20 protein-coding genes and 2 pseudogenes are annotated in these 24,824 nt (G+C 72.5%); 5 read left to right on the top strand and 17 right to left on the bottom strand.

The window, feature by feature from the left end; genetic code table 11:
- Positions 1 to 200: 200 nt before the first annotated feature.
- From QRN23_RS02955 to QRN23_RS02945, 3 genes are read right to left on the bottom strand one after another with little or no spacing between them, the layout of a single operon-like run.
- Positions 201 to 1,910 carry a sensor histidine kinase gene (locus tag QRN23_RS02955; RefSeq protein WP_285062451.1) on the bottom strand — a complete coding sequence of 570 codons (1,710 nt, stop codon included), beginning with the start codon at positions 1,908 to 1,910 and terminating at the stop codon, positions 201 to 203.
- The gene (locus QRN23_RS02950; protein ID WP_173153288.1) at positions 1,907 to 2,575 is read right to left on the bottom strand and encodes a response regulator transcription factor; all 669 of its coding nucleotides are present in this window, start codon (positions 2,573 to 2,575) and stop codon (positions 1,907 to 1,909) included. The genes QRN23_RS02955 and QRN23_RS02950 overlap by 4 nt, the downstream gene beginning before the upstream one ends.
- Positions 2,576 to 2,609: 34 nt before the next feature.
- On the bottom strand, positions 2,610 to 3,137 hold the full coding sequence (locus QRN23_RS02945) for an SRPBCC family protein (RefSeq protein ID WP_123571234.1): 528 nt from the start codon (positions 3,135 to 3,137) through the stop codon (positions 2,610 to 2,612).
- Positions 3,138 to 3,179: 42 nt separating this feature from the next.
- On the opposite strand from QRN23_RS02945, the pseudogene QRN23_RS02940 reads away from it, so the two are divergent.
- Positions 3,180 to 3,323 (top strand): annotated as a pseudogene (locus tag QRN23_RS02940) (DivIVA domain-containing protein); the annotation flags it as partial.
- A gap of 45 nt (positions 3,324 to 3,368) precedes the next feature.
- A pseudogene (locus QRN23_RS02935) lies at positions 3,369 to 3,479 on the top strand (DivIVA domain-containing protein); the annotation flags it as partial.
- Between the two features lie 45 nt (positions 3,480 to 3,524).
- Here QRN23_RS02935 and QRN23_RS02930 read toward each other — a convergent pair.
- Positions 3,525 to 3,773, bottom strand: coding sequence for a DUF4287 domain-containing protein (locus tag QRN23_RS02930; RefSeq protein WP_123571236.1), 249 nt, complete (start codon positions 3,771 to 3,773; stop codon positions 3,525 to 3,527).
- 138 nt (positions 3,774 to 3,911) lie between these two features.
- Between QRN23_RS02930 and QRN23_RS02925 the strand changes: the two genes are divergently transcribed.
- The gene (locus QRN23_RS02925; protein ID WP_285062449.1) at positions 3,912 to 4,808 is read left to right on the top strand and encodes an ICP22 family protein; all 897 of its coding nucleotides are present in this window, start codon (positions 3,912 to 3,914) and stop codon (positions 4,806 to 4,808) included.
- Between the two features lie 109 nt (positions 4,809 to 4,917).
- On the opposite strand, the gene QRN23_RS02920 is transcribed toward QRN23_RS02925, so the two are convergent.
- A complete protein-coding gene (locus QRN23_RS02920; protein WP_285062446.1) occupies positions 4,918 to 6,417 on the bottom strand; it encodes an alanine racemase in 1,500 nt (499 codons plus the stop codon).
- 150 nt (positions 6,418 to 6,567) lie between these two features.
- On the opposite strand from QRN23_RS02920, the gene QRN23_RS02915 reads away from it, so the two are divergent.
- Positions 6,568 to 6,972: a RidA family protein gene (locus tag QRN23_RS02915; protein ID WP_056043363.1), complete on the top strand. Its 405-nt coding sequence runs from the start codon at positions 6,568 to 6,570 to the stop codon at positions 6,970 to 6,972.
- A 167-nt stretch (positions 6,973 to 7,139) separates the two neighbouring features.
- Here the strand turns inward: QRN23_RS02915 and QRN23_RS02910 are convergent, their stop codons facing one another.
- From QRN23_RS02910 to QRN23_RS02875, 8 genes are all read right to left on the bottom strand, one after another.
- A complete protein-coding gene (locus tag QRN23_RS02910) occupies positions 7,140 to 7,766 on the bottom strand; it encodes an NAD(P)-dependent oxidoreductase (RefSeq protein WP_285062443.1) in 627 nt (208 codons plus the stop codon).
- A 147-nt stretch (positions 7,767 to 7,913) separates the two neighbouring features.
- Entirely contained in the window at positions 7,914 to 9,581 is a 1,668-nt protein-coding gene (locus QRN23_RS02905; RefSeq protein WP_285062441.1) for an N-acyl-D-amino-acid deacylase family protein, read from the bottom strand.
- Positions 9,582 to 9,665: 84 nt separating this feature from the next.
- The gene (nagB, locus tag QRN23_RS02900) at positions 9,666 to 10,451 is read right to left on the bottom strand and encodes a glucosamine-6-phosphate deaminase (RefSeq protein WP_056043373.1); all 786 of its coding nucleotides are present in this window, start codon (positions 10,449 to 10,451) and stop codon (positions 9,666 to 9,668) included.
- A 22-nt stretch (positions 10,452 to 10,473) separates the two neighbouring features.
- Positions 10,474 to 12,195, bottom strand: coding sequence for a beta-N-acetylhexosaminidase (locus QRN23_RS02895; protein WP_285062439.1), 1,722 nt, complete (start codon positions 12,193 to 12,195; stop codon positions 10,474 to 10,476).
- A gap of 4 nt (positions 12,196 to 12,199) precedes the next feature.
- Positions 12,200 to 13,153, bottom strand: coding sequence for a carbohydrate ABC transporter permease (locus QRN23_RS02890; protein ID WP_199736328.1), 954 nt, complete (start codon positions 13,151 to 13,153; stop codon positions 12,200 to 12,202).
- A complete protein-coding gene (locus QRN23_RS02885) occupies positions 13,150 to 14,151 on the bottom strand; it encodes a carbohydrate ABC transporter permease (RefSeq protein WP_285062437.1) in 1,002 nt (333 codons plus the stop codon). The genes QRN23_RS02890 and QRN23_RS02885 overlap by 4 nt, the downstream gene beginning before the upstream one ends.
- 106 nt (positions 14,152 to 14,257) lie before the next feature.
- Positions 14,258 to 15,580: an extracellular solute-binding protein gene (locus QRN23_RS02880; protein ID WP_123571471.1), complete on the bottom strand. Its 1,323-nt coding sequence runs from the start codon at positions 15,578 to 15,580 to the stop codon at positions 14,258 to 14,260.
- A gap of 217 nt (positions 15,581 to 15,797) precedes the next feature.
- Positions 15,798 to 17,000, bottom strand: coding sequence for an ROK family transcriptional regulator (locus tag QRN23_RS02875; RefSeq protein ID WP_285062436.1), 1,203 nt, complete (start codon positions 16,998 to 17,000; stop codon positions 15,798 to 15,800).
- Positions 17,001 to 17,339: 339 nt separating this feature from the next.
- Here QRN23_RS02875 and QRN23_RS02870 point away from each other — a divergent pair, with 339 nt between their 5' ends.
- On the top strand, positions 17,340 to 18,308 hold the full coding sequence (locus tag QRN23_RS02870; protein WP_285062435.1) for an ROK family protein: 969 nt from the start codon (positions 17,340 to 17,342) through the stop codon (positions 18,306 to 18,308).
- A gap of 127 nt (positions 18,309 to 18,435) precedes the next feature.
- On the opposite strand, the gene QRN23_RS02865 is transcribed toward QRN23_RS02870, so the two are convergent.
- The 4 genes from QRN23_RS02865 to QRN23_RS02850 all read right to left on the bottom strand — a co-directional run bounded on the left by QRN23_RS02865 (position 18,436) and on the right by QRN23_RS02850 (position 24,823).
- Entirely contained in the window at positions 18,436 to 21,510 is a 3,075-nt protein-coding gene (locus QRN23_RS02865) for an alpha-mannosidase (protein WP_285062434.1), read from the bottom strand.
- A 94-nt stretch (positions 21,511 to 21,604) separates the two neighbouring features.
- Complete coding sequence (locus QRN23_RS02860; protein WP_043594260.1) at positions 21,605 to 22,441, bottom strand: carbohydrate ABC transporter permease; 837 nt, start codon at positions 22,439 to 22,441, stop codon at positions 21,605 to 21,607.
- A gap of 2 nt (positions 22,442 to 22,443) precedes the next feature.
- Positions 22,444 to 23,430, bottom strand: a complete 987-nt coding sequence (locus QRN23_RS02855; RefSeq protein ID WP_056043381.1) for a carbohydrate ABC transporter permease — start codon at positions 23,428 to 23,430, stop codon at positions 22,444 to 22,446.
- Between the two features lie 4 nt (positions 23,431 to 23,434).
- Positions 23,435 to 24,823: an extracellular solute-binding protein gene (locus QRN23_RS02850; RefSeq protein WP_056043385.1), complete on the bottom strand. Its 1,389-nt coding sequence runs from the start codon at positions 24,821 to 24,823 to the stop codon at positions 23,435 to 23,437.
- Between the last annotated feature and the right edge of the window lies 1 nt (position 24,824).

Here is a 24,824-nt window from a genome sequence, read left to right as displayed (position 1 = left end):
AACCACCCGGGGCGTGGTTCCACGACCCGGGCGTGGTGCGACCTCGGCCCCGGGCCGGGCCACCGGGCCACCGGGCCGGGCCACCGGGCCGGGCCACCGGGCCACCGGGCCACCGGGCCACCGGGCCACCGGGCCGGGCCACCGGCCCCCCTAGGCACCGCCGGCTGAACGTCACACCGCCGATGTGGGCGGTGCGACGGTCAGTGGACGGTGCGACGCAGCGCGGGCGCGGCCGCGGCCGTCGGGGCACCAGCCGCAGCCGCCTCCGATCCGGCCCGCACCGCACGCACGGCGACGGGCAGCGTCAGCCGGAACACCGCGCCGGGCCGGCCGACCCCGGGAGGCTCACAGACCAGGTCGCCGCCGTGGGCGCGCGCGAGACCGCGGGCGATGGGCAGCCCCAGGCCCGCGCCTCCGTCGCCGGACCGTCTGGCCTCGTCCAGCCGCACCAGCCGGTCGAACACCCGCTCGCGGTCGCGCTCGGGCACGCCCGGGCCGTCGTCGGACACGAGCACCGCGACCTCGTCGGTACGCGATGCGTCGAGCCAGAGCGTCACCCGCCCCGTGCCCCCCGTCGCCCGGGCGGCGTTGTCGACCAGGTTGCCGACGATCTGCGAGACCCGACCCGCGTCGGCCGCCACCACGACCGGGCCGTCGGGCAGCAGGACGCGCAGGTCGAGCGACGGCCGTCGCAGCCGCTGACGCTCGACGTCGGCGAGCAGCGACGCCCCGAGGTCGACGGGTGCGACGTCCAGCGAGATGCCCTGGTCGACGCGGGCCATCAGCAGCATGTCGTCGATCAACCGGGAGGCGCGCTCGGCCTCGCGCACCACGTGCGTCGCCAGCCGCTCGCGTTCGTCGGCCGTGCCGGGCGACCGCACGAGGGTGTCGGCCGCGGCGCGCATCCCGGCGACGGGGGTGCGCAGCTCGTGGGCGGCGTCCGACACGAACGCCCGCACCCGCGTCTCGGCGTCGAGCGCGGCCCGCTCGGCCCCCTCGACGCCGTCGAGCATCTCGTCGAAGGCGACGGCGACCCGGCCGATCTCGGTGTCGCGTCGGGCCGGCCGCAGGCGTCGTCCCCGGTCGCCGTGTGCGATCGACCGGGCGACGCCGGTCATCCGGTCGAGCGGCCGCAGGGTGACCCGCACCACGAGGGCGAGGCCGATCGCCGCGATCAGCAGGAACGCCGCGGAGGCGCCGATCATCACCCAGCGCAGCTGCACCAGGGTCTCGCCCACCGACCGCGAGTCCGTGGTCAGGGTGATCGTCGACCCGTCGCTGAGCTGCGAGACGAGCGTGGTCACCTCGTCGTCGCTCCGCACCTCGGACGAGGTGACCGTGACCGCGTCGGACGAGGAGGTGCCGGTCGCGTCCCCGGCGTCGGTGCCGCTCGGGGAGTCGGTGCCGGTCTCATCGGTACCGGTGCCGGTGCCGGTGCCGTCCGGGCTGCCGGCGCCCGCGCCTCCTGGTCCGACGTCGAGCCCCGAGGCCGGGCCGCCGCGTCCGGGGCCGTCGCCGAGCGAGGGCGGGCCCTCGCGCAGCTGGTCGGGGCTCGGGCCGGCGACGATGGCGTCGCCGTCGACGTCGCGGATGACGACCGAGAGCCCCTGGGCCGAGAGCCGGTCGGCGAGCTCGTCGCCGTCGACCGTGCCGACAAGGGCGGCGGCGGCCGCGGCGCGGTCCGAAAGCCGGTCGACGACCTGGGCGCGGAGTCGCTGGCCGAGCGTGAGCTCGACCGTCACGGCGAGCGCCGCCAGCAGGACGGCCAGCAGCAGCAGCACGGCGACGACCGTGCGGACGCGCAACGAACCGGTGCGCAGCCCGGGGGCGGCGGCCTCGGGGGCCGACACCGCGCCTCCTCGGGGGTGGTGTCCCGTCGTGAGCGCGGCGGGACGGCGGGCGCGCTTCACGCGCTCATCCGGTAGCCGAGGCCGCGGACGGTATGGATGAGGCGGGGGCCCCGGGTCTCCATCTTGCGGCGCAGGGCGCTGAGGTGCACCTCGACGAGGTTGGGGTCGTAGTCGTCGTAGCCCCAGACCTGGGTGAGGATCTGGGTCTTCGAGACGGTGCGTCCGCGGCTCTCGGCGAGGAAGCCGAGCAGGCGGAACTCGGTCGCGGTGAGGTCGAGTGGTTCGCCGCCCCGCGTGATGCGGGCCGCCTCGGGGTCGACGACGAGGTCGCCGATCTCGATCACCGACGGGATGCGGCCGCGGCGGCGGAGGACGGCCGTGACGCGCGCGATCAGTTCGGCGACGGCGAAGGGCTTGACCACGTAGTCGTCGACGCCCTCGGAGAAGCCGCGCAGCCGGTCGTCGACCTCGTCGCGGGCGGTCAGCATGACGACCGCCGCGTCGGACGAGGTGCGGATCGTGCTCGCGAGCCGGATGCCGCTCGCCCCGGGCAGCATCCAGTCGAGCACGACGAGGTCGGGCACGAACGCCTTCAGCTGTTCGGACAGGTCGGAGCCGTCGGCCAGACCGTGCACGGCGAAGCCCTCGGCGCCCAGTGCGGTGACGACGGCGGTGCGGATGGTCTCGTCGTCGTCGATCACGAGGACACGGGCGGGGCTGAGCATCCTCCGAACGGTAGGGCCGGTCGGTGGGCGGAGGCTATGGACGGGCTGGGGGTGCGGTGTGGGTCGCGTGGCCGCCGCCGAGGTCGGGGTCGAGGTGGGCGAGGACGAACGGGTCGACGCAGCCCCGGGCGAAACCGCGGATGCGTCGGTCGATGTCGCGCTGCAGGAGGACGGCGCCGATGCGCTCGGCCACGGGCGCCAGCCACGCCGGCTTGCACGAGAAGTTGTAGCGCCAGACGGCCTCGGTCGAGCTCGGGTCGCCGTCGACCTCGCTGAACCGCCATCCCCCGCCCATGCGCGCGAAGAACCACGACCCCTTCGTCATCTTCATGCCGACGTTCGTCGGTGGGTTGTACGAGACGTACTCGCTCTCCATCCGGAACCCGAAACGCTGCACGGTGAACGTCCGGACCCCTTTGGCGGCCCGGGTCGCCCCGCCCACCAGGTACTGCCGTCGGATGAACGGGTCCCACCGCTTTCGCGCCTCCCCCTGGGTCTGCGACACCGCGAAGGCGACGTGGAGGTCGACAGGAACGACGCACCGGGACTCGACGACGGGCATGGGCTCATCGTCGCACCTCCGGACGTCCGGGCGACCACGGGCATGGAAAGATCAGGACAGATCTGTCGACACCCGACCCCGAGGAGCGACGTGCTCGCACGAGACGTGACCGAGAAGAGATTCACCCCGACCCGCTTCCGCGACGGCTACGCGATGGAGGACGTTGACCCGTTCCTTGAGCGCATCCGGGCCACCCTCGCGGCCTACGAGCAGGGGACCACCGTCGGCCTCCTGGCGGACGTCGACGTCGTGGCCGCCCGGTTCCGACCGACGAGGTTCAGGGAAGGCTACGACCAGGACGAGGTCGACGACTTCCTGGACCAGGTCGTCGTCGAGCTCAGGGGACGCCAGTCGGCCGGGGGCCGCTGACCGCGTCTCGACGACGCGTCAGCCGCGGGCGTGGCGCACGTACGCGACGATCGCGTTGGCGTGCCCGTGGCCCAGGCCGTGTTCGGACTTCAGCCACGACACCACCTGCATGTGCGCGTGCTCGTCGAGACGCTCGTCGACCAGGTCGAGCCACTCCTGGACCGGCCGCCCGTAGGTGCGCTCGATGCTCGGGAAGTACGACGCCGGCCCTTTGACGGTCTGGCCGTCGGCGGGCGGTTCGGGTGCCAGGACGCGTTGCTCGGACATGCCGTGACGGTAGCAGTCGGTGTCGACGCGACTTAAGCCCCGCTTCAGATTCGGTTCCGAGAGTGGTGTCTGCCGGAGGGAACGCCCCGACCGCCAGCCGCACCGCGGCTCGCCCGGCACCCGACATCTGGAGACACCATGGCGAAGGACACCACCCCCGACGGCCGCGACGACGACCGTCGCGACGAGAACACCCCTGCGCAGGACGATGCGTGGGCCGAGCGACTGCGTCGTGAGGACGAGGACCAGGACGCCCGTGCGACGACCGAGCTGCCGGCCCGGCCGTCGGGCCAGCCCACGGCCCCGACCACCCCGATCGTCGCCGACGACCAGCGCACCCGCGAACTGCCCACGGACGGCAGCGCGTTCCAAGCGGAGTCGACCCCGCGACGGCGCCCGAGGAAGGGCCTGCTCGTCGGCATCGGCATCGCGGCGGCCGGCCTCGCCCTGGTCGGGACCAGCACCGCCGTCGCGGTGTCGAACGCCGGGAGCTCGACCAGCGCCTCCTCGAGCGCGACGCCGGGCCGGGACGACGCGACGGACCAGGCCGACGGCTCACGCCAGGGGCCGGGAGGACGAGGCTCCGACGACGCCACCGGTGCACCCACCGACGCACCGACCCCGCCTGCTGCGGGTGACGACTCGGACGAGAGCACTCCGGCCGAGGGCACCGGGCCCGACGGCGAGGCCCTGCCGACCCCGGGCGTCGGCCCCGACGGCGAAGCCCTGCCGACCCCCGGCACCGGGCCCGACGGGAAGGCCATGCCGACCCCCGGCACCGGCCCCGACGGGAAGGCCCTGCCCGAGGCACCGGAGGGCGGCCCCGCCGCCGGCGGCCCGATGGCTGGCGGACCGCAGGGCCCGGGAGAGAAGCGCGGCCCGGGCCACGGCCCCGGCGAGAAGGGCGGCCCGAAGACGGACTCCGGCGACACCGAGGACGACTCCGACCGCCCCACCCCGCCGACGGACGCGCCCGCCCCTCCCACGGACGCGCCGACCCCCACCCCCGGCACCGACGAGGGCTCGGGCTCGTAGGCCGCCGGCCGCACCGGCCGTCAGGGCGCCGGCCGCTCGGAAGCGCCGGCACCGGTCAGCACAGCAGGCTCCGTCGGAACAGCAGGCTCCGTCAGAACAGCAGGCTCCGTCAGAACCGCGTGGTGATGCTGCCCTCGACGACGGGTGGCACACCGCGGCGGTCGGCCGAGCCCCGCACCGTGGCGATCTCGTTCCACTTGTCGATCGTGGTGCAGGGGTGCGAGACGCCGAGCCGCACCAGGTCGCCGACCTGCAGCCCCGACGCCGGGTCGAGCCGCAGGAAGGCGTGCTGGTCGTTGAGGGCCGACACGTGCGACCCGTCGAGCACCCCCGGGAGGCGCCGGTCGGCCGCCTGCGGACGCCACGCCTCGAGCGGCACCGGGAACCCCTCGTCGTCCGACGTGTCGCGCCGTCCGACGTTGAGCAGGGCGAGCCCGGGCTCGGGACGGGACACCACGGACGCCCAGAGCTCGAGGGTCGGCAAGAACGAGGGCTCGGCCGTCGACCCCTCGGCCTGTTCGGCGTCGAACCCCTCGACCTGCTCGGCGTCGAACCCCTCGGCCGTTCCGTCGAACCCGGTGAGTTCGCCGTCGGTCGGCCCGCCCATCTCGCGGTCGGCCTGCGACCCCGCCGAACCGTCGCCGACGACGACCGTGACGTCGGCGTCGACGCCGGCCGCGCCTCCTGCGGTCGACGGCACGGCGTGGCGGGTCGATGGCATCGTGTCGCGGGCGAACGGGGTCAGCCGGCGATAGAGGTCGTGGTCGTGGGCGACGTACGAACCCGACCGCAGCACGACGCGCGTGCGCGGCCCCTGCAGGCCCGAGGGGTCGTGCCGGTCGCCGAGCACGGCGACGACACGGTCGAAGTAGACGCTGCCGCCGGCGGTCACCACCACGTCGTGACCTCTCGACAGCCACGGGTCGAAGGCCGGCGCACCGATGCCGTCGAGCACCTCGAGGAGCCCCCGCAGGTAGTCGTCGACCACGGCGATGCCGGCCGCGTCGACGTCGTGCGTGAGGGCGCCCTCGTACCCGGCCACCCCGGCCAGGACGAGGTGCGGTGCCGCCGCCACGGCCTCGGCGACGAGCAGCGCCTCGCGCACGGACCGCGCGCCGGTCCGGCCGAGCGGCGACCCGAACTCGACCAGCACGGCGAGCGGACGCTCGCCCTCGGCCCGCGCCAGGGCGGCGTCGACGAGGCGCACCGTCTCGACCGAGTCGACCCACATGAGCACGTCGACGCCGGGTGCGGCGAGCGCCGCGAGGGTCGCGGGCGCGAACGCGGTGCCCGCCAGGACGACGTTCGGCACACCGGCCTCGCGCGCGACGGCGACCTGGAACGCCGTCGCGAGCGTGATGCCCCACGCGCCGGCGTCGAGCTGCCGGCGCCAGATCTCGGGCGCCATCGTCGTCTTGCCGTGCGGCGCCAGGTCGACCCCGGCCTCTCGACACCAGGCGGCCATGGTCTCGACGTTGTGGGTGAGGGCGTCGAGGTCGATCGTGAGCAGCGGGGTCGCGAGGTCGATCAGCGGGACCGGCCGGGGCTCGCGGCCGAAGCCCACCTTGGTGGGGACGGGGGCGGACGGGGTCGAGGACGACGTGGTCATGGTGCCTTCAGACGGGTGCGGTTCGGGGGTGGGCGGAGTGGTGCTGCGGTCAGGCCGTGTGTCGGTACCTGACGGTAGTTTTGCAGCCACCCCCGACGGGCGACACCTCACGTCGGGCCCGCCGACCATCCACCAGAGAAGAGCAGACCTGTGAGCGAGAAGACCGAAGTCCGCACCGGCGGCGCCCCCACCCCCATCTCGACCTTCTCGCAGGGCGTGCTCAAGAACGGGTTCCTCAGCGTGTCGGGCCAGGGCCCGCAAGACCCCGCCACGAGCGAGTACCTGCACCCCGGCGACCTGACGTCGCAGACCGTCCGCACGCTCGACAACGTCAAGGCGATCGTCGAGGGCGCCGGCGGGACGTTCGACGACGTCGTGTCGCTGCGCGTGTTCCTCACCACGCGCGACGACTTCGCCGAGATGAACGCCGCGTACGAGACCTACCTGCTGCAGAACGTCCCGAGCGGGGTGTTCCCCACCCGCACGACGGTGTTCGTCGAGCTGCCGAACGAGGCCATGCTCGTCGAGATCGACGCGCTCGCGATCCTCAGCTGACGCGCTCCGGGCCTGCGGCCTGCGGCCCTGCCGAGCTGCCGCCCTGCCGCTCGTCGACAGCGGGCCAGTTCGAACTTTCCGGGCCCACACGATCGCCCGCCGCCCCCGGACACGCCCGTGTTCGGGGTCGTGCGGCGTCCAGGCGGCACCACCGCAGGAGGCGCAGGTCAGTCGGCCGCGCCCGTCACGACCACGATCTTCCGTGACCACGTCGCGTCGGTCAGCTGAGCGAGCATGAAGCGCGCCACGTCGGCCCGGGTCACGTGGCTGCCCGCCCCCTGGGGCAACCGCTCCCCCGTGGCGAGCGACCCGGTCGCCGGGTCGTCGGTGAGGCGCGTCGGGTAGACGAGCGTCCAGTCGAGTCCGCTCTCGCGCACCTCGGCGTCGGCGACGTCCTTGGCGGCGTAGACCTTGCCGAGCACGGTGTGGAAGAACATCTTCTGAAAGGTGTTCGCATCGGTCTGACTCTCGCCGACGCCGAAGGCCGAACAGACGACGAGTCGGTCGACGCCCGCGTCGTGCATCGCCGGCAGCAAGGCCCGCCCGACCTCGACCTCGACCGGGTGCCGCATGTTCCGCGAGCCGATCGCGTTCAGCACGGCGTCCTGGCCGACGACGGCGGCGCGGACGTCCTCGGCCGAGGTCGCGTCCCCGGTGAGCACCCGGACGCCCTCCGTCACGTCGAGGGACGAGGCATCGCGGACGAGCACCGTCACGTCGTGCCCCGCCGACAAGGCGACCCGCAGGACGTGGGAGCCCGTGCCCCCGGTCGCTCCCAACACCAGAACCTTCATCGCGCCTCCTGTCGTTCATCGAAGCGAACACCGTCCGACCAAGAGCGGGCCGAGAACGCTTGCGCAGGGTCGGGGCAGGGCGGGTCGGAACAGGGCGGATCGGGCCAGCCGAGACAGGTCAACGAGACGGGGTCACCGGAGGCAAGCTCAGCGGAGGCGACGGCCCGCGGCCCAGAGACCGACCAGCCCCGACGGGCCGAGGCGGGGCGTCGCGTAGGTGGCCCGGTCGGCGTACGCCCCGGGGTCCACCAGCTGGAGGTCGGCGACGGCCCCGGCGGCGATGCCGAGCGCGCCTCCTGCCCGGCCACCACCCACGGCGCCGACGCCGCCGCCGGCGCGGGCACCCGTGCCCCCTAACCCGAACCGCGAGGAGGCGCGGGTCGACATGCGCGCGATCGCCTCGCCCCGCGACAACACGGCCTGCGGCCCCGACCCGGCGTACTCGTCGAGCACGCGCGAGAACGTCCCGTACAGGCGGGGATGCACGGTGCCGGTCTCGCGCGGCAGCCCGTCCGAGCCGACCAGGGTGTTCGGCCACGCCAGGGCCGTCCGCATGCCCTCGAGGTCGGTGTGGAACACGATGACGGTCAAGGCGCCCCGTTCGGCGAGGACGAGGTCGGCGAGCACCTCGCGCGGGTCGGCCCCGACCGCCTCGGCGATCTCGGCGAGCGGCCGCCCCTCGAAGCCCGTGTGCTCGGGCCGCGTGAACCCAGCCACCGAGATCCGCTCGGGGCCGATCGCGGCGTACTGGTTCTCGAGCGTCGAGCCGGCCCAGGGTTCGAGCAACCCGTCGAGCACCTGCCGCCGCGAGCGCCTGCCGGGTCGGAGCGCCTCGAGCAGGCTCTCGACCCCGTGGTCGGCCGTGGCCGGCGGGAACAGCGACGCGACCGTCGTGCTGCCCGCGTCGTAGGGGTAGACGTCGGCGCTGACGTCGACACCGTCGTCGCGCAGGGCGTCGAGGTGCTCGACGATCGCGGGCATGCCGCCGACGTTCCGCGGCCCGGTCACCTTGAGGTGGCTGACGTGGACGGCGGCCCCGGTCTCGCGCCCCAGCGACGCCAGCTCGTCGATCGAGTCGCGGAGTCCGTCGGCCTCGTTGCGGACGTGGGCGACCAGCAGCTTGCCCCGCACCGCGCACTCCCGGGCCAGGGCGACGAGTTCGGGCCGGTCGGCGGCGTCGCCGGGTGCATACATGAGGCCGAGCGAGACGCCGAGCGCCCCGGCGTCGAGCGCCTCGCCCACCGACGCCGCGATGAGCGACCGCTCGACGCCGTCGGCCGGTCGACGGTCGAAGCCGAGCACGCCCGCCCGCAGCGGGGCGTGCGGGACGAGGGTCGCTGCGTGCAGGCCGAAGGTGCCGTCGGCGTCGCCCTCGGCCAGCGTCCGCACGTAGTCGGCGAACGTCGCCCATCGTCGCGCAGGGAACCCGCCGAGCACCGGCCGCGAGTAGTCCTCGAGCGATCGGTCCCGCGCGTCGGACGGCGACGGTGCGACGCCCTGGCCGCAGTTGCCGACGATCGTGGTCGTCACGCCCTGCCCGGTCTTGGGCGCGACCCCTCCCGGGCGGAACAACGCGGCGTCGTCGTGCGCGTGCACGTCGACGAACCCCGGCAGCACGTCGAGTCCGCTCGCGTCGACCACCTCGACCCCGGCCGGCACACCGGACGAGGAGGCGCGGCGACCGTCACCCGCGGACGCCGCGGCCCCGGGCCCCACGGCCGCGACCACGCCGTCGCGCACGACGACGTCCGCGATGCGACCCGCGCCTCCGGACCCGTCCCAGACCGTCCCGCCCGCGAGCACCAGCGTCGTCACGGGGACGCCGTCGTCACGCGGACGCCGCCGTCACGGGGACGCCACCGTCACGGGAGCACCCCGGTCGTCGCCAGGACGGGTGCGCTACTCGAAGCGCTGCCACACGGGCTTGTTCGCGTAGGTGTAGCGGTAGTAGTCCGCCAGCTGCAGCAGCGACGCCGCGGCTTCGTCGACGACGATCGTGGCGTGCCGGTGCAACTGCAACGCGCTGCCGGGGCACATCGCGCCGAGCGGCCCCTCGACCATGCCCGCGACCGCCGACGCCTTCGACGACCCCTGCGCCACGAGCACGACCTCGTGCGCGTCGAGGATGGTGCCGAGCCCCTGCGTCAGGCAGTGCGTCGGCACCTGCGACGGGTCGTCGAAGAACCGGGCGTTGTCGGCCCGGGTCTGCGGGGCGAGCGTCTTGATGCGGGTGCGCGATGCGAAGGACGAGGTGGGCTCGTTGAAGCCGATGTGCCCGTTCGCCCCGATGCCGAGGATCTGGATGTCGATGCCGCCCGCGTCGGCGATGGCCCGCTCGTACTCGACGACCGCGGCCTCGACGTCGGAGGCCCGCCCGTCGGGCACGTGGACCTTCGACGCGTCCATGCCCAGGGGCACGACGACGTCGCGCTCGATCACCGAGGCGTAGCTCTCGGGGTGCTCGAGCGGGATGCCGACGTACTCGTCGAGCGCGAACCCGGAGGCGCGGCCGAAGTCGAGCTCGCCCGCCGCGACCCGGGCCGCGAGCGACGCGTAGATGCCGGTGGGCGACGACCCGGTCGCGAGGCCCAGCACGGCCTCGGGGTCGCGCTGGACGACGGACGCGATCTTGAGGGCGGCGACACGGCCGACCTCGTCGGCGTCGCGAACGATGACGATCTCCATGGGGCTCCTTGCTGCCGAGGCGTCAGACGATGTTGGCCACGACCGACGCGATGTACGCCTCGCGTTCTTCGCGCGAGGCCGGCCGCCCGGGCACGCCCGGACGCTGCTGCCACGGTAGCGGCCCCGACTCCCGCCGGTACTCGACGCCGAGGGCGTCGAGGCGTCCGAGGTGCACGGCCAGCCGTGTGGAGAAGTCGTCGAAGTCCCGCGGTTCGGTCGTCCACAGTGCCTCGGCGACGGCGCACAACCGGGGGAACGCGAAGAAGTCGACGGTGCGGGGCGAGTCCATGTGCTCGGTCCAGATGTTGGCCTGGCCTCCGAGCACGTGACGGGCCTCGTCCTCGGCGAGCTGCGCGGGCACCGGTTCGAACGCGAACACGTCGGCCAGGGTGAGCGGGATCGACACCGGGATCGGCTCGTCGGGCCCGTCCGACTGCCGGTAGTCGAGGTAGACCTGGTCGTCGGGACACGCCACGACGTCGTAGCCGCGTCGTGCCGCCGTGATCGCGCCGGTCATGCCCCGCCACGACGCGACCGTCGCGCCGGGTGACATCGTGGCGTTCCCCTCGAGGATCTCGTCCCACCCGAAGGTGCGGCGCCCGGCCGCGGTGAGGTGCGCGTCGAGCCGCCCGATGAACCACGCCTGCAGCTCCTCCTCGTCGGCGAGGCCGCGGTCCCGCATGAGCTCCTGCGTGCGCGGGTCGGCCCGCCACTGCGCCTTGGGGCACTCGTCGCCGCCGATGCCGATCCAGGTGCCCGGGAAGAGCTCCATCACCTCGTCGAGCACGTCGGTGTAGAAGTCGACGGTCGTCTGCTCGGTGTTGAGGACGTCCTCGAAGATGCCCCACTCGGTCCCCACGGCGATCTGCCGGGGCGCCGCCACGGGCGTCCCGCCGACCTCGACGGCGCCGACGCCGAGGTGCGGGTACGCCGTGATCGCCGCCATCGAGTGGCCGGGCACGTCGACCTCGGGCACGACCGTGATGTGGCGGGCCGCGGCGTAGGCGACCACCTCGCGGATGTCGTCCTGCGTGTAGAAGCCGCCGTGCGGTCGGCCGTCCTGGGTCGCGTCCGGCCCCGCCCCCACCTGCGACGACCCCCGCCACGCGCCGACCGAGGTCAGGCGCGGGTACTTCGTGATCTCGATGCGCCAGCCCTGGTCCTCGGTGAGGTGCCAGTGGAGCGTGTTGAGCCGGTGCAGGGCCATGAGGTCGACGAACCGCAGGACGTCGTGCTTGGGCAGGAAGTGGCGGGCGACGTCGAGGTGCGTACCCCGCCAGCCGAAACGTGGTCGGTCCTCGACGTCGACGGCGGGCACGACCCAGTCGACCCCGGGCACGAGGGCCGTCCGGTACGCGGCCGCGGGCAGCAGCTGTCGCAGCACCTGCGCCCCGTGGAACGCGCCGGCCGCGTCGCCACCGGTGATGCGCACCCCCGCGGGTCGCGCCTCCAGGCGGTAGGCCTCGGCGCCGAGCGAGGCGTCCAGGTCGAAGGAGATGCCGGTCCCGTCGGCGCTGCCCTCGCGGAGCGGCAGGCCGGTCGCGGGGCGCAGCGCCTGCTGCAGCCAGGCGACGACGCCGGCCAGCTCGTCGGGCGCCGAGACGCGCGTCGCCGAGTCGAGCCGGAACGCCCCGGAGGCGCGGGTCAGCCGGGCAGGACGCGGCACGATCGCGACCGGTGCGGTCTCGGGGGTCGCGGTGCCGGCCCGCATGGTGGTCGAGGGGGTCGAGGAGTCGGTCGTCACGGGGTCAGCCCTTCACGGCGCCGGCGGACATGCCGGTCACCAGGTTGCGTTGGATGATCATGAAGAAGACGACGACCGGCAGGGAGAACAGCACCGAGGCCGCCATCTGTCCGCCGAAGTCGGTGCCGCTGGTCGGCGTGCTGAACGAGGCCAGCCAGACCGGCAGCGTGTACATCGACTGGTCCTTCATGAACGTGTAGGCCACGAGGTAGTCGTTCCACGCGGCGATGAAGGCGAAGATGCTCGTCGCGATCATGCCGGGCAGCACGAGCGGGAACATGATCCGCGTCAGCACCTGCCAGGTGCTCGCACCGTCGAGTTGCGCGGCCTCCTCGACCTCGACCGGGATCGCCAGGAAGAACCCGCGCATGACCCAGATCGAGAACGGAAGCGTCGACGCGACGTACGCCAGGATGAGCCCGCCGTAGGTGCCGAGCAGCCCGAGGCTGTTGAAGATCAGGAACTGCGGGATCAACAGGGCCGTGGCCGGCAGCATCTGGACGATCAGGATGAACACCATGATCGTGCGCCGCCCCCGGAACCGGAACCGCGACAGGGCGGCCGAGGCGAACAGTCCGAGCACGATCGAGAAGACGACGGCCCCGACCACGACGATCACGCTGTTGCGCAGGTTCGTGAAGAAGTCGGACTGCGTCACCGCGACGACGAAGTTGTCGAGGGTCGGGTTCTGCGGCCAGAACAGCGGGGTGGCCGTCATCACCTCGGGGCGCGGCTTGAACGCCGTGTTGACCATCCAGTAGACGGGGAACAGCCACACGAGGCTGAAGACGATCGCGATCGCGTTGCTGACCCAGCGGGGCTTCCGGCGGCGACGGGTCGGGCGGGCGGGCGACGGGCGGCCGGTGCCGTGGCCCGAGCGCGCCTCCTTGCTTCTCTCGTCGCGCGCGACGGTCTCGGTCGTCGTGGTGCCGACGCCGGCGGGTGCGGTCGTGGTCACAGGTCTTCTCCGGATCGGACGAGGTTGCGGACGTAGAACGCGGTCAACACGACGAGCAGCAGGGTGGTGACCACCGAGATGGCGGCGCCCTGCCCGATGTCGAAGCCGACGAACGCGGTGACGTAGGTGAAGACGCCGAGGGTCGAGGTGGCGTCGTCGGGGCCGCCGGCCGAGACGAGCCAGATCTGGTTGAAGACGTTGAAGTCCCAGATGATCGACAGGATCGTGATCAGCAGCAGCGTCGGCTTGAGGAAGACCAGGGTGACGGTCCGGTACACGCGCCACTCGCTCGCCCCGTCGAGCCGCGCGGCCTCTTTGTACTCGAGCGGGATCTGCGTCTCGGCGGCGTACATGGTCAGCGCGATGAAGGGCACGGCCTGCCACACGATCAGCAGCCAGATGCTCGTGTAGGCGAGGGCCGCGTCGTTCGACCAGTCGACGTTGGTCATGTCGCCCACCAGGCCGGTCCGGGTCAACAGCCAGTTCACGACGCCGTAGCCGGGCTGGAACAGCCACTTCCAGACGATCGACGACGCCACGTTGGGCATCGCCCAGGCGAGGATCAGCACGACGGTCACCGTGTAGCGCATCGGCGTGCCGAGCCGGGTCAGCAGGTGCGAGACGCCCGTGCCGATCAGGACGCTGCCGCCGACCATCGCGGCCGTGAAGACCAGCGTGCGGACGAGCGACCACCAGAAGTCGGTGTCGGCCAGCAGGGTCGCGTACTGCTGCACGCCGACCGAGTCGTACGCGCCGGTGAAGAGCGAGCGCTGGTCGTAGTCGGTGAACGACGTGAAGACCAGGAACACGATGGGCGCGACGGTCACGGCGAGCAGCACGATGCCCGCGGGCGACAGCAGCCAGAGCGGGGCGAGCTGGCGCTTCCCGCCGGGGCGCACCGGGGCCTTCCGTTCGGCCTTCGGGCGCCGGCCGCCCTTCCGGTCGGGTGCCGCGCCGGGCGGGGTCTCGGTGAGACCGGGGGCGATCGAGAGGGCCACGGTTCCTCTTTCGGTTCGAGTCCAGGAGGTGCGGGTCGAGGGGGCGGGAGCGTCGCGCGATCAGGTGGTCGCGTGACGCCCCCGGGGTGCTGCCGAGGGCTCGGTGCTAGTCGTTCAGCGCCTCGTCGGTGGCCTCGTCGAAGGACTTCGCGGCCGCCTCGGGCGACTTCGAGCCCGAGACCACCGAGGAGAAGAGCTGGTTGATGCTCTTGTCGCCCTCGAGGGCCGCCCAGTTCGCGCTGGCGGGGGTGGCCTTCGAGTTGAGCGCGGCGTCGAAGAAGCCCTTCTGGATCGGCGTCACCACGCTGCCGGCCGCCTCGATGCCCTCTTCGCTGTTCGGGATCCAGCCGTCGTTGCCCACGACCCACTCGCTCTGGATGTCCGGGCTCGTGGCGATCTTGGTCCACTGCAGGGCCAGGTCGGAGTTCTGGCTCTTGGCCGCGATTCCCCAGTCCGAGCCGCCGAGCATGACCGGCTGCGTCTCGCCCGACTTGCCCGGCATCGGGAACGTGCCGAAGTCGTCGTCGGTCAGGGCGGGGTTGGCCTTCTGGATCAGGTCGATCGAGCCGTTGGTGTGCAGGATCGTCGCCGTCTTGCCGTCCGCGAAGACCTGCGTCTGGTCGGGCGCGTCGGTGTCGAGGGTCTGCGAGGCGGGCGTCGAGTAGGCGTTCTGGAACTCGGTGAAGTCGGCCAGTCCCTGCTGCGCCTCGTCGCTCGCCAGGCCCGCCTTCCAGGTGCCGTCGCTCGACGTGGCGATCTCTCCGCCGGCGTCCCAGACGAACTGCATGCCCGCGTACCAGTACTGGCCGGGCAGGTAGAACGCCGAGAAGTCGGACGCCGTGTTCGCGGCCTTCACCTTGTCGAGGTCGGCGGTGAGCTCGTCGTAGGTGGTGGGCGCCTCGGTCACGCCGGCCTCGGCCCACATCGTCTTGTTGTAGATGACGGCGCGGGCACCGGCGAAGCCGGGCACGGCGTAGAGCGAGTCGTCGACGGTCGCGGGCTCCTCGAGGCCCGTCAACCAGGTCTGACCCTGCTCGAGGTCGTCGCGGTACGCCGTCAGGTCGAGGAGTGCACCGTTGGCCGCGTAGCTGGCGACCTGCGTGTTGCCGAGGTCGAGCACGTCGGGTGGGGTGCTCGTGGCGAGTGCCGTGCTGATCTTGGTGGTGATGCCGTCCCACTGCTGGATCTGGACGTCGACGTCGGCGCCCGTCTGCTTCGTGAACTCCTCGTTGACGGCATCGATGGTCTCGGGCGTGTAGTCGCCCGTCATCACCCAGACCGTGAGGGTCTTGCCGTCACCCTTGGTGGTGGGCACGGCCTGGGGTTCGTCGGACGAGCTGCCGCCCGTGCCCGAGCTCGAGCAGGCGGACAGGGCGAGTGCCGCGGCCAGGCCCAGGGCCCCGACCGCCGTGTAGCGTTGGATTCGCAATTTCATCTCCTCGTTCTCGAAGCGGGGATGCCGCATCGCTGTGGTCCCGGCCCGCGCTCGCACAAGCGTCGGGTCGGGAATGCGGCACGGGCCGAGGCCCTCGCCGCCTCCGGGGGTGGACCCCCGAGGTCTGTGGTGGGGCGGTCGCCCCGGGCGAGCCGGGCACCGGGCGAGCCGGGCACCGGGCGTGCCGACGCCGGGCGTGCCGACGCCGGGCTCACGTCAGCCCCAGTTCGGCCTGCAGCACGAACGACGCGGCGCCTCGCAGGGCGAGGTCGGTGCCGCTGCCCGCGATCCGCATCGTCAGGCCGTTGCTGACGGCGGACAGCGTGCGCTGCCGGACGGTCTCGCGGGCTGCGCGCAGCATCGCGCCCTCGACCAGGTCGGCCGGGCCCGACAGCACGACCTCGTCGATGTTGAGCGCGCTGACGATGGGGGCGAGCACCAGGCCGAGCGCGCGACCGGCCTCGTGGAGGACGGCGCCGCGCGACCCCTCGTCGTGCTGTCGGAGGCGCGCCCTCAGCTGCGGGGCGGCGATGGCCTCCTCGAGGCAGCCGCGTCGACCGCACGCGCACACGTCGCCGTTCTCGTCGACCGTCACGTGCCCGATCTCGCCGGCCGAGAACTGGTCGCCCTCGACGAGCGCACCCGCGACGATCAGCCCGACCCCGACACCGTGGTCGATCGTGACGACGATGAGGCTCTGGCCCGCCGGGGACCGCCCGTCGCCGCTCTGCCCGGCTGCAGCCGGTCCGGTCGCGCCCGGTCCGGTCGCGCCCCGCCCGGTCGCATCGTTCCCGACCTCTTCGCCGAAGGTGCGGATGCCCATCGCCGCGGCGTTGGAGTCGTTGCCCACGTGGACGGGCAGACCGGTGCGGGCCGACAGTCGGGACCGCAGCGGGAGGTCGTACCAACCGAGGTGGACGGCCGTGCGCACGACGCCGTCGTGGTCGACGATGCCGGGGGTCGCGACGCCGACCCCGAGCAGCCGGCGGGTCGTCCGCGAGGCGAGGTCGTCGACGAGCCGCTCGACCAGGCTCACGGCGGCCTCGCCGACGGCCCCGTCGAGTTCGACCCCGGCGCGCTCCACGACCCCGCCCCGCAGGTCGACGACGGCCCCGACGAAACGCTCGGCACTCGACAGGTCGACCGTGACGATGTGGAAGGCGTCCGACTCGATGCCGACGAGCGTCGCCGGCTTGCCGACCCGCGCGTCGTCGCGGACGCCGAGCTCGCGGGCGATGCCGTCGTCGATGAGTTCGGCGACGAGGGCGGAGACGGTGGGACGCGTCAGACCCGAGCGACGCGCGAGGTCGGCTCGACTCATGGAGCCGTCGCGGTACAGGGCCTGCAGGAGGAGGGACCGGTTGTGGGCGCGGACCGGCGGCTGCTGCTGCCGGGTGATCGTCGTGCTGGTCACGGGCGCGTCCTCTCGTCTCGGCATCGTCGCCGACCTCGGACCCGGTGAGAGGGCCCGTCGGCAGCGGTGCCGGGTGGCGTCGCCGTGGTGGCGTGCCGTTAGTAAATGGGCCTTACAAACACGTGTCAAGGTGCGTGGCGGCGAGTTTACGCACACGAAACACCGGCGGTCAACACCCGAAACACGGCGACCCACGGGCCGCGACCCCTTGCCGCGACCGGGTTCGTAAGCTTTACTAACAAACATGTCCACGCTCGCCACCGTGTCCGTCGCCGCGCCTCACGGCGCCGTCGGCGGTGCGCCGGCGGGACCGTCCGCAGCCGGGTCGACGGAGTGGCCGTGAGGGTCGGCCTCGACATCGGCGGCACCAAGATCGACGCGGTCGTCGTCGACGGGTCCGGAGCCCCCGTCCATCGCCTCCGCCTGCCCACGGGGTTCGGCCCCGATGCCGTGCTGACGAACGCGGCCACGGCGGTCGCCTCGTTGGCGGACCGCTCCGGCGTCGCCGTCGAGGCCTTCGAGTCGGTCGGCGTCGGCATCCCCGGCCTCGTCGACGGCACGACGGGTCGCGTGCGGCACGCCGTGAACATCGGCTTCGACGACGTCGCCGTGGGGCCGACGCTGAGCGCCCGGCTCGGGGTCCCGGTCCGGGTCGAGAACGACGTCAACGCGGCCGCGCTCGGCGCGTACCTCGCCATGTCGCTGTCGGGGTCCGTCGGCTACCTCAACCTCGGCACCGGCCTCGCTGCGGGCCTCGTCGTCGACGGCGAACTCTGGCGCGGCTCGCGGGGCGTCTCGGGCGAGATCGGTCACGTCCCCGTCGACCCCGGGGGCGAGCTCTGCCCCTGCGGGCAGCGCGGCTGCCTCGAGACCGTCGCGGCCGGTGCCGCGGTGTCCCGTCACTGGCCGACCGAGGGGGCGTACCCGGCCGTGGCGCTGTTCGCGGCGGCCGACGCCGGCGACCCCGAGGCCGTCCGCGTGCGTGCAGACCTCGCGGCGGGGGTGGCGGCCGCGGTGCGCCTCCTCGTCCTGACGACCGACGTGGACTCCGTCGTGATCGGCGGCGGCCTCAGCAACCTGGGACGACCCCTGCTCGACGACGTCGCCGGGGTGCTCGACCGGTGGGCGGCGGGGTCGCCCTTCCTCGCCTCGCTCGAGCTGTCGTCGCGCATCGAGCTGCTGCCGCCGGGGTTCCCCGTGGCGGCCGTCGGTGCCGCGACGATCGGCGCCCGCGGACCCGCGACGGCCGTCGGTGCCGCGACGACCGGGGCCCGCGGACCCGCGACGGCCGTCGCTGCCGCCCTCTGACCGCCACCACGGCCTGCCCCCACGTCGCCACGTCGCCACGTCGCCACGTCGCCACGAGATGGTCACAGCACCAGGAGAAAACCTGGCGCTGTGACCATCGCGAGGTGCGGTGCCCGCAGGTGCGGCGCTACGCCCGGGCCACCCGCAGCGTCACGATCTCGAACGGGCGCAGCGTCAACTCGACCGCGGAGCCCGACGCCCACCGACCGGCCCCGGCCGTGCCCGACGCCAGCTCGCGCTCGATGAGGTCGGTGCGCCACGCCTCGCCGAACCCGCTGTCGGCGTCGACCGTGACGGTGGTGGCCGCCCGAGCACCGAGAGCCTCGTAGAGCCGCACGATCAGGTCGCCTGACCGATCCTCGGCCAGCTTGACCGCCTCGATCAGCACGGCCGGCGACGACGACGACACCAGCGGAGCGACCCCGGCGCCCGACGACCCCTCGACCCGTCGGACGGGCAGGTTCATGCGGTAGCCCGCGGTCGCGGCGTCGAGCACGTCGGGCGCGACCCGCACGGACGAGCGCAGCACGTGCCGCCCCTGATCGGCGTGCGGGTCGGGGAACGTGGGTGCCCGCAGCAGCGACTGGCGCACGAGCGTCGTCGTGCCGCCGTCGCCGCCCTCGGCCGTCTCGCGGGTGCTCCGCGTGATGTCGTGGCCGTAGGTGGCGTCGTTCGCCACGGCCACGCCGAAGCCGGGCTCGGCGACGTGCACCCAGCGGTGCGCGACGGTCTCGAACCGGGCGAAGTCCCACGACGTGTTCTGGTGGGTCGGGCGCTGCACGTGACCGAACTGCACCTCGGAGGCCGCCCGGTCGGCGTGCACGTCGAGCGGGAACGCCAGCTTGAGCAGCTTCTGCCGTTCGTGCCAGTCGACCTCGGTCTGCACGTGCAGTTCGCCCTCGCCGTCGTCGAGCCACCAGCGCTGCAGGATGGTCGAGTCGCCGACGCGGCGGGTCACGACGAGCGCCCCGCCATCGGCGACGACCGACTCGGCCTCGACCAGGTCGGTGCGGACGTTCTTGTAGGCCTGGTCGACGTCCCATGCGTCCCACTGGTTGGGGGTGTCGCGGAAGAGCTGCAGCAGCCCGAGCCGGGCCCCCGGGGCGACGAGGTCGCGTCCCGACGTGGCGTCGACGAGCGAGGCGACCAGGCCGTCACCGTCGAACACCGCACGCACCAACCCGTTGTCGAGCACCCAGCCGCCGTCGGAGGCGACCGGTGCCACCGACCCGACCCCCGCCTCCTGGGCCCGTCCCGCGGCCGACCCGGCCGCGGCGTCGACCCCGGCCGACGGGACCGGCCCGGCGTTGAACGTGGTCGTCGCCGACCCCGTCCCCGCCAGTGCCCGCTGGGCCGAACCGATGATCGCCTCGAGCTGCTGGGCGACCCGCGCGTAGTGCCGCTCGGCCTCGTGGTGCACCCACGCGATCGACGACCCGGGCAGGATGTCGTGGAACTGCTGGAGCAGCACGACGTGCCAGATCTCTTCGAGCTCGTCGTAGGGGTAGTCGAGCAGGCCGCGTGCGGTCGCCGTGGCGCTCCACAGCTCGGCCTCGCGCAGCAGGTGTTCGCTGCGACGGTTGCCCTGCTTGGTGCGGGCCTGCGACGTGTACGTGCCGCGGTGGAACTCGAGGTACATCTCGCCCGACCACACGGCCGGGTCGGCCAGCTCGGCCCGTGCCTGCGCGAAGAAGGAGGCGGGGGTGCCGACGGTCACGCGGGGCGAGCCCTCGAGGTCGCCGGCCCGGCGCGCGGCCGCCATCATCTCGCGGGTCGGGCCGCCACCGCCGTCACCCCAGCCGAACGGGACGATCGAGACGTTCGAGAACCCCTTCTCGGCGTAGCCGCTCTCGGCGTGGGCGAGCTCGGCCGGCGAGAGGTCGGAGTTGTACGTGTCGACGGGCGGGAAGTGCGTGAACACGCGACTGCCGTCGATGCCCTCCCACAGGAAGGTGTGGTGCGGCATGCGGTTCGTCTCGTTCCAGGACTCCTTCTGCGTGAAGAACGAGCTGGCGCCGGCCGCTCGGGCGATCTGAGGCATCGCCCCGGTGTAGCCGAATGAGTCGGGCAGCCACACCTCGTCGTTGTCGATGCCGAACTCCCGGAGGAAGAACCCCTTGCCCGCGACGAACTGCCGGGCCAGTGCCTCGCCGCCGGGCATGTTGGTGTCGGACTCGACCCACATGCCGCCGACCGGCACGAACCGGCCCTCGGCGACCTTCTGCGCGACCCGTGCGAACAGCTCGGGGTAGCGCTCCTTCAACCAGGCGTACTGCTGCGCGCTCGAGGCGGCGAACACGAAGTCGGGGTCGTCGTCCATCAGGGCGACGACGTTCGAGAAGGTGCGGGCGACCTTGCGCTGGGTCTCGCGGACGGGCCAGAGCCAGGCCGAGTCGATGTGCGCGTGGCCGGTCGCGACGACCCGGTGCGCGCTCGCGTTCGCCGGTGCCGCGAGCACCTCGGCGAGCGCGGCACGCCCGGCTGCCGCGGTCCCCGCGACGTCCGCGTGGTCGACGACGTCGCACATCCGGTCGAGCGCCCGCAGGATCTCGTGCCGTCGCGGCGACGTGAGCGCGAGGGTGCGCATCAGCCCGACGAGGGTCCAGACGTCGCGGTCGAGTTCGGCGACCACCTCGTCGCGTTCGGCGAGCACGATGCTGCGCAGGGCGTAGATCGGGGCGTCGCCCGCGGTCTCGGGGTCGCCGAGCGGTGTCTCGCCGTGGAAGTCGTCGCCACCGATGTCGGGGTTCGACGCGGCCTCGACGTAGACGTCGATCGTGCTGCCCGGGGTGACGCCCGCGCCGATCGCCGTCAGCGGCACGTAGCCGTTGTACGGCTCGATGGCCTTGACGATCGTGCCGTCGGGTCGCCAGACGAGGCCCTCGGCCTGGAACCCGGGCTGCCTGATGCTGAAGCCCAGGTCGACGACGAGTTCGAGGGCGGTCGCCGGGTCGGTGCCGAGGTCGTCGGGCACCGTCCCCGTGACGTGGAACCACGTGGTGCCCCACGGCCTGCTCCACGGCGAGCCGACGGCGAACGGCTCGAACGTCTGCGAGACGGCCTCGGCGAAGGGGACCGGCTCACCCGGCGCCTCCCAGGCCGCGATCGTCAGCGGGACGGCCCGGCGGTAGACCGCCGGGGTGATGCGGTCGCGGACGAAGCGGTCGATGCGGGCCTCGACGAGGACGGTGTTGTCGTGCATGGGATCAGTCTCCTGACGGGCGCGCCGGGGCGCACGGTGGGGCGGGTCGTTCTGTGGACCGGGAGGGCGGCGGGGGCACTGGTGGGGAGGCGCCTCACCCCTTCACGGCGCCGGCCAGCGCGTTCGAGCCGCCGAGGGTCCGCGAGACGAGGACGTACAACGCGATGACGGGTACCGAGTAGACGATCGAGAACGCCGCCAGCTGGCCGTACGCCACCGAGCCGTACTGCCCGAAGAAGTTGAAGATGCTCACGGCCGCCGGCTGCTTGTCGGGGCTGAGCAGCAGGACGAACGGCACGAAGAAGTTCCCCCAGGCCTGGATGAACACGAAGATGAACACCACGGCGATGCCCGGCCGCATGAGCGGCACCACGATGCGCGTCAGGGTCGAGAACATCGAGGCCCCGTCGGTCCACGCGGCCTCTTCGAGCGAGATCGGCACCGAGTCCATGAAGTTCTTCGCCATCCAGATCGCCATCGGCAGGCTGGTCGCGGCCAGGAAGAACACCGTGCCGCCGATCGAGTCGATCAGGTTCAGCGAGACGAACAGGCTGTAGACAGGCACCATCATCGCGGTGATGGGCAGGCCGGTGCCGAAGAGGATGCCGTAGAGGAACGGCTTGTTGATGCGCATCCGGTACCGCGAGAGCGGGTACGCCGCGAGGATCGCCACGACGACGGTCACCAGGGCGCAGCCGCCCGACACGATGAGGCTGTTGGCGAGCGGGACGAACGAGATCTCGGGCGTCAGCACGGCGGTGAAGTTGTCGAGCGTGAACTGCGACGGCACCTTCGCCGACAGCGTGGCCGACGGGTCGAACGAGGCCAGCAGCAGCCAGGCGAGCGGGACGGCGAAGCAGATCGCGATGACGATCAGCACGGCGTTCGAGACGGCCTTCATGCTGCGGCCGCTGGGTGAGGTCATGGCCATGGTCAGTCGACCTCCGGTTTGAGGGCTCTGATGTAGATGATCGAGAAGACCGCGCCGACGAGCAGCATGATCGTGGCGATGGCGGTCCCGAAGCCGAGCTGCGAGAACTGGAACGCCTCCTGGTAGGCCAGGATCGGCAGGGTCGTGCTGTTGACGCCGGGCCCGCCGCCGGTCATCACGTAGATCAGGGTGAACACCGAGAGCGTCTGCAACGTGGTCAGCATGAGGTTGGTCGAGATGCTCCGTCGGATGACCGGCAGCGTGATGAAGACCAGGCGTTGCCAACCGGTGGCGCCGTCGACCTCCGCCGACTCGGTGATCTCGGGGGGCACCTCCTGCACCGCCGCCGAGTAGACGAGCATCGAGAACGCGGCACCACGCCAGATGTTGGCGAGGATCACCGAGAGCATCGGCATCGCGTAGAGCCAGTTGGCGCCCGTGATGCCGAACCACGACAGGACCGTGTTGAGCGTGCCCGCGTCGTTGAAGAACGCGTACGCCGCGAAGGCGGCGACGATCTCGGGCAGCACCCACGCGGCGATGACGAACGTGCCGACGATCGAGCGCACGACCTTGTGGCCGTTCCGCATCAGTAGCGCGAGCCCCAGGCCGACGACGTTCTGGCCCACCACGGCCGAGAAGAAGACGAAGGCGAGCGTCAGCAGCACCGACTTCGGGAAGTCCGGGTCGGCGAACAGCTCGGTGTAGTTGCGGAACCCGATGAACTCCGAGCCGCCGGCGGCGTAGCCGGTCAGCGAGGCGTCGGTGAACGAGCCGTAGAAGCTCGAGATGACGGGCCCCAGCAGGAACAGGGCCAGCAGGACGAAGGCCGGGACGAGCGGCAGGGTGCGGGCGCCGGTGCGCAGGGCGCGCGCCTTCGACGCCCCCGCCCGGCGACCCGGCTTCTCGCCGTGGGGCCCGGGGCCGGGCCCGGAGGCCCCCGGTCGGCCGCTCTCACGGCCGACCGGGGTGGGGGCGATGGTCGCCATGTGGCTAGTCCCCCGCCTTCTGCGTCTGGTCCTCACCGACGATGCCGACCAGCTGGTCGTCGAAGGCGGCGGCCGCCTCCTCGGGGCTCTGCTGGCCCGTCATGACGGCCTCCATCGCGACGGTGATCTCGTTCGAGATGCGGCTGTAGTCGGTGGTCGCCGGACGGAAGTGCGTCACCGGCACGATCGACGAGAAGAACTCGAAGGTCGGGTTGCTGCCGACGTACTCGGGGTCCTCGGCGACGTCGCTGCGCACCGCGATCTGGCTGGCGGCGATGTCGTAGCTCTGCGAACCGTCCTTGTCGAGGGCGTCGGCGATGAACTCGAACGCCTTGTCGGGGTTCTTGGTCTTCGAGCCGACGGCCAGCGTCCAGCCGCCCGACATGCTCGTCGCACCCGGCTTCGCACCGTCCTGGGTGGGCATGGGCGCCTGGCCCATCACGTCGTTCCACTCGGGCCACGGGTTGGTGCCGGTCTCCAGCCAGGTGCCGCTCATCCACGAGCCGTCGAGGGCGATCGCGAGCTTGCCCTGCGGGAGCCATTCCCCACCGACGATGGTGGCGATGTTGGTGTCCAGCGCCTCCTCGGGTTTCGGTCCGATGCCGCCCTGGTAGACGTCCTCGATGAAGCCGAGCGAGTCGACGAAGCCCTGCGAGTCGGTGAGCCACTTGCCGGTCTCGTCGTCGTACAGGGTGCCGGTCGGCGTGCCGTACAGCAGCATCTCGAAGCCCTGCATGGTCGCGCCCTCGCCCTGCGGCTTGCCCGAGTACACGTTGAGCGGGACCACGTCGGGCACCTTCGCCTTGACCGTCTCGGCCGCGTCGAGCACGTCCTGCCAGGTCTTCGGCTCCCACGGCACGGGCAGGCCGGCCTGCGCGAAGAGGTCCTTGTTGTACCAGAGCGCCCGGGTGTCGGTGCCCATCGGGATGCCGTAGGTCTTGCCGTCCTCGCCGACGCCGGCCTCCTTGGCGTTGTCGTAGAACGCGTCCCAGTCCTCCCACGCGTCGGTGTACTCGTCGAGCGGCAGCAGGTAGCCGGCGGCTGCGTCGCTCTTGACCTTGAAGGTGTCCTCGTACATGACGTCGGGCGCGGTGGCCGCCGACCGGTTCATCAGCGCGAGTTTGGTGAAGTAGTCGTCGTTCTGCGCCGCGATGGGCACGAACTCGACCTTCATGCCGGGGTTGGCCGCCTCGAAGGTCTTCGCGGTCTCCTTCATGTGGGCGTCCATCTGCGTGAACGTCCCGAACTTCTGGTACGCGACCTTGATGGTGTCGGAGTCGCCGCTGCCGGCGCCCCCCGAGCAACCCGAGGCCAGCAGGGCCGTGGCGACCGCTGCGGCGGCGACGGCCAGTGCGCGCTTGCGCCCCCGGACCGAGGTGAACGTGCGTGACATG

The organism is Frigoribacterium sp. ME-P-080 (genome assembly GCF_030209595.1).
In the GTDB taxonomy this organism is placed as follows: Bacteria; Actinomycetota; Actinomycetes; order Actinomycetales; family Microbacteriaceae; genus Frigoribacterium.
The sequence above is the reverse complement of the archived record's forward strand: the minus strand, read 5'-3'. Positions and strand labels throughout refer to the sequence as shown.